This window comes from Rhizobium sp. 01T437 (assembly GCF_056398505.1).
The window spans coordinates 218073-232297 of record NZ_JBFTPM010000010.1; the positions used below are offsets into that span (position 1 = coordinate 218073).

Here is a 14225-nt window from a genome sequence, read left to right on the forward strand (position 1 = left end):
ATAACCAGCAGTTGCTAAGCCACAGTCGTTCGCGGCACGCTATGAAGGATCATGGCGGCGGCGCCGAAAGCAACGGCGTCGATCGCTGAGATTTGCGGAATGAGGATTTCTGGTTGAAGGATATGCGCCCCATCGAACGGATCCGATTTCGAGAAATCAAGCCATGTTGCGAGCTTTTCCCGAACCAGTCTGGGCAGCGTTCCACCAATGTATATCGCCGATGGCGCAAGAACGGCTGCCACCACAAAGGCAAGTCTGGCTGCCTCCGGCCCGGCTCTCTCCAGCCATTCGTCAAGAACGATCGGGTTCGCTTCGAGATATGCCGTCCAGGGGGCCGAAGATCGGCCTTTCGGTATGTTTCCGTGATGCTCTTTGCACCAGGCTGCCAGATCGTCAAAAGATGGGCGAGATAATCCGCGCGCCCGAAGAGCGCCTACCTCGCCGGCATTTCCCAGATTGCCGCGATAGAGTTCCTTGCCGATAATGATGCCGCTGCCGATGCCTTCGGAGAGGTACAGATATGCAAAGTTGTCGTGTTCGGTGGCGTTGCCGAGAGCAAGCTCGCCTATGGCTGCGGCATTGGCATCGTTTTCAATCATCACCGGGCAGCCAAGTGTCTCACGCAGGGTCGAGGCAAGATCCGAACCCGCCCAGGACACGACTTCCTCTGCAAGGTCGAGCACCGCCGTGCCCTGGCGGAAGCGGGTCGGCATGGCGACGCCAGCGCCGATCAGCAGCCGTTCATCGATGCCGTTTGACGCCAGGAGGTCGGCTTTGAGACCGTCGAGGGTCGTTTGGATGTCGGAAAATGTATCGTATGGCCCGTCAAGTTGTTGCTCACCAATCCGTCTACCGCAGAAATCGAGCAGCGTCAGGGTCAGCGAATAGCGATGGGCGTGTACACCAAGTGCATATCCGGTGCCGCCGTCGAGCATCAGGTCGATGTGAGGCGCGCCACGCCGACTAAGACGTCTAGCCCCTTCGATGACGATACCCCGTTCGATCAGGTCACGCGTCATCATGCTAACGGCAGCTGGCGTAACACCGCAAAATTCGGCGATTTCCGCACGCGATGCAATGCCTTTGCGGCGTAGGTGCCTAAGCACTGCCGCTTGTGTGTTGCCGATGCCGTCTAGGGGCCGTCGTTTGTTCAGCACAGGATGTTGTACCTCCACATCAATGATATTGGCGATGTCATAAATCGGTTACTTAAGCAACTTAATTAAATAATTATCACCCCACTGGAGCGATAGTTATGAACAAATCCCTCGCCTTCCTCGCCACCGTCGCATTTTCCACTCTTGCCGCCGGACTGGTTCATGCCGAGGATATTAAGATCAAGATTTCCACTCTTGCAGAGCGCAACGCGCCGGGTCGCGTGACAAATATCGAAGGTGCCGCCGAGATCATGAACCGGCAGTTCAAGGCTGCCGGAGTCGACAAGCGTATTGTCATCGAAGCCAATAACAGCGCCGTCAAGGGTTGGGATGATCTGGCGCTGGAAACGCTGAAGGCGTTTTCCGTGGGCCAGGGTCCGGACATCTACGTTGTGCCGCATGAGTGGATCGGCAAGTTTGCCGAAGACGGCTATGCGCTGCCGATGGACGAACGGATCGCTGCCGCCCCGTGGGTCTACGGCGACATCCTGCCAGTGCTGTGGAATTCCGCTAAGGGCAACGATGGCAAGATCTACGGCGTACCGCAGGATGCCGAGATCCGTATGTTCTTCTACAACAAGGATATGCTGCGCAAGATCGGTAAGGATGAGGCCTTCATTGAGGGCCTCCCATCCAAGGTCGAGGCCGGCGAGTTCACGCTGGACGACCTGACCGCGCTCTCCAAGGAAGTGGTCGATGCAAAAGTCGCCCAATACGGCATGCTGCATCGCCCCAATGTTGGCATCGACTACCTGATGGTCTTCCAGTCCTATGGTGTGAAATTCATGGACGAAACGACTGGCAAGCTGGTCTTGCCGAAGGCGGAGATGGAGCAGGCGCTTGGCTGGTACGAACGCAACGCCAAGCAGGGCGTCACTCCGGTCGACAACACCGCCATGAGCTGGGATGCAATCCAGGGCGCCTTCAAGCAGGAAAAGGCGTTTGTTTTCCATCAGGGCGTCTGGGCCGTCGCCTGGCAGCTCGGTGAAAAGAACGGCGCCACGTGGCCGACCGACAGGGAAGGCTATTTCCACAAGATCGGCTGGATCCCGGCGCCTGCCGCCGAAAAGGGCGGCAAGCCGGCTAATTTGTCGCATCCGCTGCTTTATACCGTCAATGCCAAGAGCAAGAATACCGAAATCGCCGCCGACCTCGTCGCTCTGGCGACACTGCCGTATTTCAACAACGAGCATGCCGTGACATCTTATCATACGGCAATCAGCAACGCCCAGACGGCGATGCCGAAATACAAGGACAGCTGGGTACTGTCGGCTGCCTCGCCGATGATGGCGCATGCTCGGTTCGTGCCGAACCACACCCAATTCGGCAGCTACAACAAGATCCTGTTCAGCGGCCTGCAGGCTGTCGAGACAGGCAAGATGACGGCTCCTGAAGCTGTCGAGTTTATCGCTGACGAACTCGAACTGCAGTTCGGTTCGAACATCGAAATCCGCGACTCCGCAAGCAATTAAGCTTGCCCCGCTCCAAGCCGCCCGGCTTTTTGTCGGGCGGCACCGTTGCTCTCACTGGTACTCCACAATGTCCCAATTCCAGCTTCGGCAACATCGGCCAGCCCGACCGATGCTCTATCTTGCGCCGGCGATCGCCCTTCTGGCGTTGTTTTTTCTTGCGCCAATCGTTGTCAACACGGTGATCGCCTTCACCGACATGGGCGCAAATCTTCGCATCGGCAAGTTCACCGTCGAGAATTTCCCGCGCATCGTCCAGCGGGACGGACGGTTGCCATTGGTGCTGCTGACGACGCTGATCTACGTCACCGCGACGCTGTTCATCTTCAACATCGGGCTCGGTGCGCTGCTGGCAATCGCCTCGACGGCGATACCCGACAGGCTCGGCAACTTTTTTCGCGGACTATGGTTGCTACCGCGCATGAGCCCGGCCGTTCTTTACGGCATTCTCTGGATCTGGATCGTCGACCCTACGTCTTCGGGTCTTCTGAACCAGGTCGCGGGTACGTTCGGCTTTCAGCCAATGAACCTGCGCAACGACTTTCCGTTGTTCGTGGTGATCCTGGCAAATGGGGTGGTCGGCGCATCCTTCGCAATGGTCATTCTGACCTCCTCGATCCGCTCCATCCCGTCGCATCTGGCCAATGCGGCCCGCGTTGACGGAGCGAGCGAGTGGGGCGTGCTGCGTCATGTCGTGGTACCGGCACTGGAGGCGCCGATCCGCTTCATCACACTCTACCAGGCACTGTCGCTGATGACGACCTACGAATACATCCTGCTCATCACCGGCGGTGGTCCCGTCTATGACTCAACGCCCTACGCGCTCTACATCTACCGTCGTGCCTTCGAGAGCGGCGCCTACGCCTACGGCGCGGCGTTGGCGCTTGGCCTGATGGTCATCGGCGTCGTCGTGACCTTCATCCAATGGCGTATCAGCAACATGCGCTCGACCTTTGCTCATCCGAAAATCGAGGTGCTCTGATGACGCTCGTCAATTCTGCTTCAACCATTGCGGCTGACTGGTCCCGGCTGAAGCGCCGCGGCATTGCCAACCGAGCTCGTTTTCTCTCCACCATCATCGTCTTCCTGACCGTGGTTTCGGTTCCCATCCTGCTGCCTTACCTATGGCTGCTGGTAAAGTCGTTCACCTCATCGGACCCAAACATCAGCCAGATGGTCCTGTGGCGCAGCAGTGCGATTGCCGTTGTCGGCTATCTCGGCGCGATCGCGATTGCACTATCGTCCACACGGATGCGCAGTCCGGCCATGCTTTGGACGGCGCTTGGCGTGGTGGTCGCCATTCTCGCGTTCGTGTTCGTTGCTCCGTACCTAACGCTCGACAACTATCGCTTCCTGTGGAACCGCGACATCGCCGGGACCGGCACAACGCGTATGGACCTGATGCCGTCGATCTGGGCGGCTCTCGGTAGTTCTTTGCTGTTCGCCGTCTCGCAAACCCTGATCGTCATACTCGTTGCGACGCCGGCGGCCTACGCGCTGTCACGTTTCGCCTTTGCTGGTCGGGAATCGTTTCTGCGCGGGCTGCTCCTGCTGCACGCCTTTCCGGCCCTGGCGCTGACGGTCGCGATCTTCGTGCAACTGCATTACATGGGCCTTCTCAACAATCTCTTCGGCGTCGTGCTGGTGATGAGCGCCTTGGAACTGCCCTTCGCCATCTTCGTTCTCAAAGGCTTTTTCGACAACGTCCCCTGGGACATCGAAATGAGTGCCGTGACCGATGGCGCGACACGCGCGCAGGCATTCCGCATGGTGGTGCTGCCGCAGCTTCGAGGCGGGCTGATCGCTGTCGCCACGTTCACGTTCCTACGTGGCTGGGAGGAGTATGTATTCGTCCAGACCCTGCTCATCGACAAGAGCCAGATGACGATGAGCCTCTACCTTTTCTTCGTCGCACAGGACAACATGGGGGCTGATTACGGTATGATCGCCGCCGTCGGCATCATCTATCTCCTGCCTGTGCTGATCCTCTACATCTTCACGCAGAAGTACATCACCCAGATGAGCTTCGGCGGGATCAAAGGATAACACCGATGGCCAAGATCACCCTCGACAATGTCACGAAAAGCTGGGGCGACACCCAGGTCCTGCAACCGATGAACCTGACAATTGCGGACGGCGAGTTCGTCGCCATCCTCGGGCCGTCAGGTTGCGGAAAATCGACCACGCTGTTCCTGTTGGCCGGGCTTTACGCGCCGACCGGCGGCCAGATCGCCTTCGATGGCCACAATGTCAATCGCATCGATGCGCGCGACCGCAATGTCGGCATCGTCTTTCAGTCCTATGCGCTTTACCCGAACCTGACGGTCCGCGAAAACATCGCCTTTCCCCTGCGCTTCAAGAACATGCCGCGAGACGAGGTCAACCGGAGGGTGGCGGACGCCGCAAGCCTTGTTCAGATCCGCACGCTTCTGGATCGTCGCCCCGCGCAGTTGTCTGGTGGCCAGCAGCAACGCGTCGCCCTTGCCCGCGCGCTGGTAAAAGAGCCCAACATACTGTTGCTCGACGAGCCGCTGTCCAATCTCGACGCCACCTTGCGCATCGCCATGCGGGCGGAACTGAAGAGCATCCAGAAACGACTGGGCATTACAACGCTGATCGTGACCCACGACCAGATCGAGGCGATCACCATGGCGGACAGGATCATCTGCATGAACAATGGCGTCATCGCGCAGATTGGCACGCCCGATGATCTCTATCGCCGACCGAACAACCTCTTTGTCGCTGGGTTCATCGGCACACCGCCGATGAACCGGCTTCAAGGTGCCGCGAGCGGTCGCGAATTGCGGGTTGGCGAAATCACAATCGGGCTGAACCTGTCCTGCACGGGTGAGGTCACGCTCGGTTTTCGCCCGGAAGATGTCGTCCTCGTTGCAGCGACAGATGCGTCGTTGAAGGGTGAGGTGATAGTGGTCGAGCCCATGGGCCGCGAGGTCTTCTACACACTTGACACGCCTGCCGGCATCATCCACGCGCTCGAATATGGCGAGGCGGTGCGGCATCCGCCCGGCGCCCGGGTTGGGCTGACCTGCAAATCCGGTCTGACCCTCGTCTTTAATGCGGACGGCAACCGCATTGCCGGCCTCAACGCCGAGCTTTCATACCAGACCGATATCCGGGCCAGAGATCTCGAGCCGACATACTGACAGGACTTTTCCCAATGACCAGGATCGTTTCCCACCGCGGTGCCAATCACTTTGCGCCAGAAAATACCTTTGCGGCGGCGGATCTCGCGCTGCAGCAGGGTGCCGACTACATCGAACTCGACGTACGCGAGAGCGCCGATGGCGTACTTTATGTGTTTCACGACGAGACCCTTGACCGCACCACAAACGGCACCGGACCCTTCGGCTATGCATCCGCCAGCGAAATCGACGCGCTCGACGCCGGAGCCTGGTTCGACAAGCGGTTCGAAGGTGCCATCGTGCCACGTCTCGATGCCTATCTCGAACATCTTCGGGGTCGCGCGGGCGTCTATATCGAACTGAAATATTGCGATCCGGCCAAGGTCGTTGCGCTTGTGCGCGATCTCGGCATGGTGCGCGACACGTTCTACTTCTCCTTTTCCGAGGAAATGCGCCGTGATTTGCAATTGATCGCGCCGGAATTCCGCAAGATGACGACACTGAACATCGCCAAGTCGCCGTCACTGGTAGGCGCCGTCCATCACGCCACAATCATCGAGATTACGCCTGAACAGATGCGGCGCCCGGGCCTGCTTGCCGCCTGCCGCAAGGCTGGCCTCGAAGTGATGGTCTATTATGGTGGCAACGACATGGCCGTTCACCGCGAGATCGCCGCTGTCGGCGTCAATTATATCAACTTGGATCGTCCGGACCTGTTCGAGACCGCCCGCCGCGACCTGCGCGGAGCTGCCACCTGATGAAAATTCGGTCGTCGCCGACGTTCACCTGCATGATCTGCACGGCGGCTATGGGATGGTGGAAGGGGCAGGAACTCGACGCTTTGGCTGATGTCCTGCCCGTCTTCGTCGCCGCCGTTCGCCCCTTGCGAACCTCTCCTCACGAAAGGAGGGGGAGGCGGTTGTTTTTCGGTGCTGGGCCAAGCTTGGACCGCTCCAGCCGGTGTGGCCGCGCCCAATCGCGCCGCGCTTCCTCGGAAAGCACCAGGCCATGACCCAAGCGGTCTGGTGCGTAGGCGAAGCCGCCGCGGATCTCGATCGGTGTCTCGACCAGGTGGTCAAAGTTCTGGAAGGAATATTCCAGCCATTCGACCTCCGGCAGGGCGACAGCCATGTGCACGCCGATCTCCAGGAACGTATTACCGAGGCTGACCGGGACGCCCAGTTCGGCGGCCAGCCAGCCGATCCGCATAACGTCCGTCACCTGGCCGTGAACGTTCAGAATGTCGGTGCCGTGATGGTCGAGCAGGATCCTCTTGCCGGACAGGTCGAGATATTCCCCGCTATTGATCTGCGTCCAGTTGACGGCGTGACGCAGGGTTTGCAAACCCTCGAAATCGTGGCGCAGAATGGGATCCTCCACCCAGAGGAGATCGTGTCCTGCATCGCGTATTGCCGTGAGCTTGACCAGGGCTTCCTTGGAATTCCAGGCTTCGTTCGGATCGATCATAATCTGCGATCCCTCCGGCACGACCTTCTTCAAGAGTTCGAGACGGCGAAGGTCGCGGGCAAAATCAGGATGGCCGGCCTTAATCTTGAAGGCCGTGTAGCCGACGCTTGCAGCATGCGCAAACAGCGCGCTGAAGGCGTCGTCGCTCAGGTGGAAATCAAGGCCGCTCGCATAGGCGCGGACGCGGTTGCGTCGGCTTCCGAGAAGATGGTGCAAGGGCATGCCCGCCTGCTTGGCGGCGAGATCCCAGAGAGCCACCTGCAGCGCTTCGTGGAACGGCAGGGAATAGGCGCGCTGGTTGCCGCCGCGCGGCCTGTTCACGCGATGAACCAGTCCGATCGCCTTTTCTCCCTTGATCGTCGGCCAGACCTCACTCTCAAAAACGGCCTCGATCTCCGCCTGATCCGGCAGAGGATAAAAAAGGGTCTGGATGAATCCGAGCCCCACCTCGCCTGTGTCCGAGATCAGTTCGAGTGCTGCGACGTTGGTCTCGTCGGCGCGAACCTGACTGTCGCCGATTACGCGGTCGCGGGCAAACTGAAATCGGGTTATACGGAAGTGGGAGAGAGACATCGTAGCGCTCACTGATCGTTTAAAACGTTGATCTGATCGATCAGAAAGGTGATATCGGACCTATGAAGAAACTGCAAGAGCCGCATGTCGCGAAGTCTGCGATCGGGGATGCCGCAGCAATGCGCCTCAGCGACATAGCCTATGAGCGCATCCTGGAAAGCCTGTTCGAACGGAAGGTGCCTGTGGGTGCCTTCATCTCGCAGAACGAGCTGTCGGCAATCGTTGATGTTCCCGTGGCACCCTTGCGCGACGCGCTGCGGGTGCTGGAAGCGGAGGGCATTCTGACCATCCATCCTCGCTCGGGCATCCAGTTCGTCCGGCCGGGCATGGAGCTGACGCGCTCCACCTATCAGTTCCGCTCGATCGTCGAGCGCGCGGCTATTCGGGTGTTTGCCGAGGAGGGCGATGAGCACCTGATGAATGCCCTGGAAGTCAGGCATTCCAGGCTTATTCGCCAGCTTGAACGCAACGGCATAGGGCCGGAGCAGCTTCTGGAGACGGACGCGCTCGAGCTGGAGTTGCACGGCGAGATCATCAAGGCCCTGCGCAATCCGCTGATCGACAGTGCTTACAGGCGCATGCACAACTATCTGCGTCTTCTGCGGCTGGAGCGAAAGGTCACGACGCCGATCCTTGTGCGCACGTTGAAGGAGCACCTCGATATCCTCGAAGCATGTAGCACGAGGGACGCGGATGCTGCCGAAAAGGCCCTGATCGCGCACTTCCAAGCTGCCGTACAACGCAATCTCGGTCTCGTCTGAGCGTTTCCATATTCGCTGTCCTCTTGCGAGTGTGTTGCGGGATCTCCAAAACGATGATATTGCCGTCTGATCGATCAGATTGGTGGTCTGATATCTCGGGAGGAGATGGTAGTGCAACTAAGCAAGCGTGAATTCCTGATAGCCTCGGCAGCTCTGAGCCTGGCGGCCAGCCTTCGCAGCGCCAACGCCGCCACCGCCATCAACTACTGGCACCATTTCGCCAGCCAGTCGGAGATGGCCGGACTCGCAAAGATCATCCAGCTTTTCGCAGCAGCAAATTTGGATGTGACGGTGACGCAGGAGGGCATCCCGAACTCCGAATATATGGCGAAGGTTTCGTCGGCGGTCGTTGCCGGAGGGCGCCCCGACACCGGCATGGTGATCGCCGAGCGTTTTGCTGACCTGACGGCGATGGGAGCGTTGGTTGACATCAGCGCGCGCGTCAACAATTGGGCCGGCAAGGCGAACCTGCCCGACAACCGCTGGACAGGAATGTCGCAGGATGGTGCCATCTACGCAGTTCCAGCCTACGCCTTCGTCGATTGGATGTACTACAGAAAGGACTATTTCGAGGAAGCTGGGCTTTCCGCTCCCCCCAAGACCTTCGAGGAATTCCTGGTCGCTTGCCGAAAGCTGACAGATCCTTCCAAGAACCGCTATGCATTCGGGATGCGCGGCGGCGCCGGGGCTTTCAAATACGTCATCGACGTGATGGAAGCGTTCGGCTCGCCGCTCGTCAAGGATGGCCAGGTTGCCATCGACAAGCCGGCCGCCGTCGAGGCGATCACCTTCTACGCCGACCTCTTCCGCAAGGAGAAAGTGGTTCCGCCGAGCGCACCGAACGATAGCTACCGGCAGATCATGGAGGGCTTCAGGACCGGTCAGACGGCGATGGTCTGGCACCATACCGGCTCGCTCATCGAGATCTCGGCAGCGCTCAAACAAGGCGAGCAGTTTTCCACTGCACCAATGCCTGCGGGTCCGAAGGCGCATATCGCCCGCGTCGCCTACGCAGGCAACGGGATCTTCAAGGAAGACAATGTCGAAGCCGCGTGGAAATGGATCAGCTTCTGGGGCGAGACCGATGCGGCCATCGCGCTTCTCGAGGCAACGGGATATTTCCCGGCTTCCACGGCAGCATTGAAGGACGAGCGCATTACGGGCAACCCGATCTACAACGCGGCAACGCAGACGCTGGAGTTCGGCCGCTTGCCCAACAGTTTCGTCGGCGCCGCCGGCTGGTCGGAGAACGTCGTCAATCCGACCTTCCAGGCAGTCCTTACTGGTCAGTTGACGCCTGAACAGGCCGTGGACCGTATCATCGAAGGCCTCGAAGCCGCCCTTCGCTAACCTCGTTCAGGCGCGATGTCCCGCAAGGGGCACGCGCCTTAATCAAGGACGGCGCATCGCCGACATCCAATGACATCAGCCTCACGCCGCCAACCGTTTCGCCGCCTTGGTGAACTCTCGGAAACACGCTCCTGGGTCTACCTTCTCCTGTTGCCGAGCCTCCTTCTGCTACTCCTCGTCGTCGCCTATCCGACGATTTATGGCTTCGTCATCAGTGCGCGGGAAATGCGCCTCACCCGGCCCGGCCTCAACGGCTGGGTGGGGATGAAGCACTACGTGGCGATGATGTCCGATCGCGTGTTCTGGATCTCGTTGAAGAACACTGCGATATGGGTGATGGCGGCGATCGCCATCGAGATGACGCTCGGCTTCATCGCGGCCGTTGCACTGAACCGAAATCTGCCGGGGACGAAGATCTTCGGCGTTTTGATCCTGCTGCCCTATTTCCTTCCGAATGTCGTGGCCGGACACATGTGGGCCCTGCTTCTCGACCCGCGGCTTGGCGTCATCAATGACATCCTCGTCCGGATAGGCGTGCTCAGTGCCTACAAGGCATGGTTTGCCGACCCGAGTACCGCGCTTGCGGCCACGATCCTCGTCGAAGCCTGGCACGGGTTTCCGTTCTTTGCTTTGCTGTTTCTCGCTGGTCTTAAGGGGATTCCCGAGGACCTTTACAAGGCGGCTGCGGTAGACGGCGCCGGATCCTTTACGAAATTCAGGTTGATCACGGTTCCGATGCTGAAAACGGTGATTGCCGCTGCAGTCATCCTGCGTGTCATCAGCCTTGTCAATTCTCCTGATCTTCTGCTGGTCCTGACCGGCGGCGGCCCCGGAAACGCGACGCAAGTGCTGTCACTCTATGCCTTTCAGACCGCCCATCGGGATTTCAATTTTGGCTATGCCGGCGCTCTGTCGGTCGTGATGTTCCTGATCCTGATGATCTTTGCGACGATCTACATCCGCCTGTCGCGCATAACGAAAGAATGATCCATGTTTCGAACCAAACACAGCAGGCGTTTGGCAGCCGATGTTCTCACCTACATCGTCCTGTGTGCGCTCGGGGCCTTCTGCCTTGGGCCGATCCTCTGGATGTTCCTGACCTCGCTGAAGGCAGAGACCGACATCGTCACCTCGCAGATGCAGTATATTCCCCAGCACGTGACATTTCAGAACTATGTGGCGATCTGGACGCAGTCCAATTTTCCGGTATTGATCACCAATAGTCTGATCGTAACCATCGTCACCGTCGCTATCTGCGTCGTTGCCGGCACGCTGGCCGCTTATGCGTTTGCACGGATGACATTCCGCGGCCGCAACAGCCTCATGCTGGGCTACTTGCTGATCCGCATGTTCCCCGCCGTGATGATGATCATCCCGCTCTATGTGATGATGAAAACCGTGGGCCTGGTGGACAGCCGGTTTGGCCTCGCGCTTGCCTATACCAGCTTCCTGCTGCCGCTTTTCGTGTGGATGCTCAAGGGCTTCCTGGACGCCGCGCCCAAGGAGCTGGAAAGCGCTGCGCGCATCGACGGGTCGACGCGTCTCGGCGCCATGGTCCGCATCGTCTTGCCGCTAGCGCGGAATGGTCTCCTCGCCAGTTCCGTCTTCATCGCCATCGCCGCCTGGAACGAGTTCATTTTCGCGCTCATGTTGACCACCGGGCAGGGGTCACGCACGTGGCCCGTCGGGCTCCAGCTGATGGTCGGTGAATTCCAGCTTCCCTGGGGCGTTCTGGCCGCCGGAGGCATCCTCAGCATTCTGCCCGTCATGCTTCTTTTCGCAATCGTCCAACGGGCGATGGTCCAGGGGCTCACTGCCGGTGCGATCAAGGGTTGAAGGGGACAATATCGAATGGCAACGCTCTCACTCAAAAACATCCGAAAGTCCTACGGGGCGCTTGAAGTTCTTCACGGGATAGACGTCGAGCTGGAGGACGGCGGTTTCCTTGTTCTGCTCGGACCATCCGGCTGCGGCAAGTCGACCTTGCTCAACATCATCGCTGGGCTCGACGATTCCTCCAGCGGCGATATCGCCATCGGCGGTCGCTCGGTATCGGCTCTGCCGCCGAAAGACCGCAACATCGCGATGGTCTTCCAGTCCTACGCGCTCTACCCGACGATGTCGGTCGAGCGTAACATCGGTTTTGGTCTGGAGATGCGCGGTGTGCCTGCGGATCAGCGGCGCGAAGCCGTGGCGCAAGCGGCCGACATGCTGCAGGTCACGCATCTCCTCGATCGCAAACCGGCAAATCTGTCCGGCGGGCAGCGCCAGCGCGTGGCAATGGGCCGCGCAATCGTCCGGAATCCGGATCTGTTTCTGTTCGACGAGCCGCTTTCCAATCTTGATGCCAAGCTCAGGGTGGAGATGCGCACCGAGATCAAGAGGCTCCACGAGCGGCTCGGGACCAGCATCGTCTACGTGACACACGACCAGATCGAAGCCATGACACTCGCCACCAAAGTGGCGGTCATGAAAGGCGGCCACCTTCAACAGCTGGCCGATCCGCGAACCGTCTACGAGCGCCCCGCCAACATGTTCGTCGCCGGCTTCATCGGCTCACCGGCCATGAATTTCCTCCACGGGCGCGTGGTCGGAAGCGAGGGTGGCTGGCAGTTCAGGGCGGAAGGCGTAGCGCTGGAACTTGGATCCGGCAACGGTGGATTGACCGAGCGAGACCTCATTCTCGGTGTTCGTCCGGAGGAGTTCAAGATTGTGCGAGGACATGGCGCCTTCAATGGGATCATCGACGTGGTCGAGCCGACGGGACCAGATACGATCCTGACGACTGTCATCGGCCGCCAAACCGTTATCGCCCGGGTGGAACCACGTTTTGCTGGGAAAAGGGGAGAGCCTGTTGCCTTTGCTGTGGACCCATCGAGCGTCAGTCTCTTCGATGCAGAGACGCAGATGAGGCTATAGTGCTGACGTCGATTGGCTTCTTGTCGCGTCGCAGCATGGAGGCGAACGGCATCATTGATGGACAGTTTTGGATTGTCCCGCCTACTTCGCGAGACGTTGCCGGTTGGAAGTCTCAGAAAAGAACGAGAGACAGCAAAGACAAAATCAGTGCCGGAAACATGACGACAGTTCCGAGCTTCAGAAACTGCCACGCGCTGACGTGCAGTCCCTCGCGGCGAAGGACAGTCAACCACAATATTGTTGCCAGGGATCCCGTGACGGAAAGGTTAGGGCCGAGATCGACTGCGATCAGCACCGCTCCGGCAATTTTGTCTGAGACATGCGCCGCCTGCACCGCGCTTCCCGCAACCAAGCCTGCCGGGAGATTGTTGACGAGGTTGCAGACAAGCGCGACAACCATGCCTGCGATGCCGGCCGCCTGTGTTTCCGATGCTGCCGCGAGCAGGGCCAACTGGTTGGAGAGCATGGTCGTGAGACCAGTGCGATCCAGCGCTTCCACGACGACGAACAGGCCTGCGACCAAAGGCAGGACGCTCCAGCTTACCCCCTTGAAGGTCTCGATCGGGCTTTGCCGGGTCAGCGCCAGGACGAGCGCGGTGGTAATCGTGCCGGCGATAAAAGTCAGCATACCCAAATCAATATGCATCGCCGATGCCACGATAAGAATGACGGCCGTCAGGACAATTCCCCATCCGGCTAGCCGAGCGCTCGCGGAAAGGATCGGCCGCGGTACATTTTCGGCAACGCTGTCCTGGGCAAGAGCCCGGCGCTGAGTCCAGTAAAGACAGACGAATGTAACCACGATCGAAACGATCGATGGAAGCATGAACGTCGACATCCAGCGCGCCAGCGGCGGCATCTCGCCACCCGCGAAGATCACCAGATTGGCGGGATTGGAGATGGGAAGGACAAAGCTTGCGGCATTGGCGATGAAGGCGCAGATCAGGAGATAGGGCATCGGGTCCCGGACGCGGGCAGCCCGGCAGGCCGCAAAGACGGCTGGGGTGAGGACGACGGCCGTCGCATCATTTGAGAGAAAGACCGTCACGACAACGCCGACCAGATAGACAAGCACGAACAGGCGTCGGGAGGAGCCACGAGAGTGCGTTGTGGCGATCGCTGCAATCCAGTCGAACAGGCCTTCCCGGCGGGCGAGTTCCGATAAAAGCATCATCCCGATCAGAAAGAGATATACGTCGCCGCCTTTTAAGACGCCCGTGATGACATCCTCTGATCCAATCAGGCGAAAGGCAAAGAGCAGCAAGGCGCCAAACATGGCCCATACCGCTTCCGGCCATCGGAATGGGCGAATGACCACACCCATGGCGGTCAAGCCGGCAATGCTCCAGGTAATGGCGTGTTCTGTCATTCAGTCGCTGTTTTCAG

Annotated in this window: 13 protein-coding genes; 10 read left to right on the forward strand and 3 right to left on the reverse strand. The window is 59.4% G+C overall.

Annotated elements, in window-relative coordinates; genetic code table 11:
- Window positions 1-14: 14 nt before the first annotated feature.
- Window positions 15-1157, reverse strand: a complete 1143-nt coding sequence (locus AC1DM5_RS22090) for an ROK family transcriptional regulator (RefSeq protein ID WP_477975639.1) — start codon at window positions 1155-1157, stop codon at window positions 15-17.
- A gap of 98 nt (window positions 1158-1255) precedes the next feature.
- Between AC1DM5_RS22090 and AC1DM5_RS22095 the strand changes: the two genes are divergently transcribed.
- The 5 genes from AC1DM5_RS22095 to ugpQ all read left to right on the forward strand — a co-directional run bounded on the left by AC1DM5_RS22095 (window position 1256) and on the right by ugpQ (window position 6527).
- Complete coding sequence (locus AC1DM5_RS22095; protein WP_477822293.1) at window positions 1256-2629, forward strand: ABC transporter substrate-binding protein; 1374 nt, start codon at window positions 1256-1258, stop codon at window positions 2627-2629.
- A 67-nt stretch (window positions 2630-2696) separates the two neighbouring features.
- Window positions 2697-3608: a carbohydrate ABC transporter permease gene (locus AC1DM5_RS22100; RefSeq protein WP_477822294.1), complete on the forward strand. Its 912-nt coding sequence runs from the start codon at window positions 2697-2699 to the stop codon at window positions 3606-3608.
- Window positions 3608-4672, forward strand: coding sequence for a carbohydrate ABC transporter permease (locus AC1DM5_RS22105; protein ID WP_477975641.1), 1065 nt, complete (start codon window positions 3608-3610; stop codon window positions 4670-4672). Before AC1DM5_RS22100 ends, AC1DM5_RS22105 begins: the two co-directional genes overlap by 1 nt.
- 5 nt (window positions 4673-4677) lie before the next feature.
- The gene (locus AC1DM5_RS22110) at window positions 4678-5790 is read left to right on the forward strand and encodes an ABC transporter ATP-binding protein (protein WP_477822296.1); all 1113 of its coding nucleotides are present in this window, start codon (window positions 4678-4680) and stop codon (window positions 5788-5790) included.
- Window positions 5791-5804: 14 nt separating this feature from the next.
- Window positions 5805-6527, forward strand: coding sequence for a glycerophosphodiester phosphodiesterase (ugpQ, locus tag AC1DM5_RS22115; RefSeq protein ID WP_477822297.1), 723 nt, complete (start codon window positions 5805-5807; stop codon window positions 6525-6527).
- A 139-nt stretch (window positions 6528-6666) separates the two neighbouring features.
- Here the strand turns inward: ugpQ and AC1DM5_RS22120 are convergent, their stop codons facing one another.
- A complete protein-coding gene (locus AC1DM5_RS22120) occupies window positions 6667-7809 on the reverse strand; it encodes a mandelate racemase/muconate lactonizing enzyme family protein (protein ID WP_477822298.1) in 1143 nt (380 codons plus the stop codon).
- A 62-nt stretch (window positions 7810-7871) separates the two neighbouring features.
- Here AC1DM5_RS22120 and AC1DM5_RS22125 point away from each other — a divergent pair, with 62 nt between their 5' ends.
- The 5 genes from AC1DM5_RS22125 (at window position 7872) to AC1DM5_RS22145 (ending at window position 12839) form a co-directional block, all read left to right on the forward strand.
- Complete coding sequence (locus tag AC1DM5_RS22125; RefSeq protein ID WP_477822299.1) at window positions 7872-8570, forward strand: GntR family transcriptional regulator; 699 nt, start codon at window positions 7872-7874, stop codon at window positions 8568-8570.
- A gap of 105 nt (window positions 8571-8675) precedes the next feature.
- Window positions 8676-9920, forward strand: coding sequence for an ABC transporter substrate-binding protein (locus tag AC1DM5_RS22130; protein WP_477822300.1), 1245 nt, complete (start codon window positions 8676-8678; stop codon window positions 9918-9920).
- Window positions 9921-9989: 69 nt separating this feature from the next.
- Window positions 9990-10907 (forward strand): carbohydrate ABC transporter permease, encoded by a 918-nt coding sequence (locus AC1DM5_RS22135; protein WP_477822301.1) that lies wholly within the window; start codon window positions 9990-9992, stop codon window positions 10905-10907.
- Between the two features lie 3 nt (window positions 10908-10910).
- Window positions 10911-11756 (forward strand): carbohydrate ABC transporter permease, encoded by an 846-nt coding sequence (locus AC1DM5_RS22140; protein WP_477822302.1) that lies wholly within the window; start codon window positions 10911-10913, stop codon window positions 11754-11756.
- Window positions 11757-11771: 15 nt separating this feature from the next.
- Entirely contained in the window at window positions 11772-12839 is a 1068-nt protein-coding gene (locus AC1DM5_RS22145) for an ABC transporter ATP-binding protein (RefSeq protein WP_477822303.1), read from the forward strand.
- A gap of 112 nt (window positions 12840-12951) precedes the next feature.
- Here the strand turns inward: AC1DM5_RS22145 and AC1DM5_RS22150 are convergent, their stop codons facing one another.
- The gene (locus AC1DM5_RS22150; RefSeq protein WP_477822304.1) at window positions 12952-14208 is read right to left on the reverse strand and encodes an arsenic transporter; all 1257 of its coding nucleotides are present in this window, start codon (window positions 14206-14208) and stop codon (window positions 12952-12954) included.
- Window positions 14209-14225 lie beyond the last annotated feature (17 nt).

What these genes read in the sequence shown, in the direction of transcription:
- AC1DM5_RS22095 (WP_477822293.1), top strand. Translation starts at nt 1,256, where the DNA reads ATGAACAAATCCCTCGCCTTCCTCGCCACCGTCGCATTTTCCACTCTT.
- AC1DM5_RS22100 (WP_477822294.1), top strand. Translation starts at nt 2,697, where the DNA reads ATGTCCCAATTCCAGCTTCGGCAACATCGGCCAGCCCGACCGATGCTC.
- AC1DM5_RS22105 (WP_477975641.1), top strand. Translation starts at nt 3,608, where the DNA reads ATGACGCTCGTCAATTCTGCTTCAACCATTGCGGCTGACTGGTCCCGG.
- AC1DM5_RS22110 (WP_477822296.1), top strand. Translation starts at nt 4,678, where the DNA reads ATGGCCAAGATCACCCTCGACAATGTCACGAAAAGCTGGGGCGACACC.
- ugpQ (WP_477822297.1), top strand. Translation starts at nt 5,805, where the DNA reads ATGACCAGGATCGTTTCCCACCGCGGTGCCAATCACTTTGCGCCAGAA.
- AC1DM5_RS22120 (WP_477822298.1), bottom strand. Translation starts at nt 7,809, where the DNA reads ATGTCTCTCTCCCACTTCCGTATAACCCGATTTCAGTTTGCCCGCGAC.
- AC1DM5_RS22125 (WP_477822299.1), top strand. Translation starts at nt 7,872, where the DNA reads ATGAAGAAACTGCAAGAGCCGCATGTCGCGAAGTCTGCGATCGGGGAT.
- AC1DM5_RS22130 (WP_477822300.1), top strand. Translation starts at nt 8,676, where the DNA reads ATGGTAGTGCAACTAAGCAAGCGTGAATTCCTGATAGCCTCGGCAGCT.
- AC1DM5_RS22135 (WP_477822301.1), top strand. Translation starts at nt 9,990, where the DNA reads ATGACATCAGCCTCACGCCGCCAACCGTTTCGCCGCCTTGGTGAACTC.
- AC1DM5_RS22140 (WP_477822302.1), top strand. Translation starts at nt 10,911, where the DNA reads ATGTTTCGAACCAAACACAGCAGGCGTTTGGCAGCCGATGTTCTCACC.
- AC1DM5_RS22145 (WP_477822303.1), top strand. Translation starts at nt 11,772, where the DNA reads ATGGCAACGCTCTCACTCAAAAACATCCGAAAGTCCTACGGGGCGCTT.
- AC1DM5_RS22150 (WP_477822304.1), bottom strand. Translation starts at nt 14,208, where the DNA reads ATGACAGAACACGCCATTACCTGGAGCATTGCCGGCTTGACCGCCATG.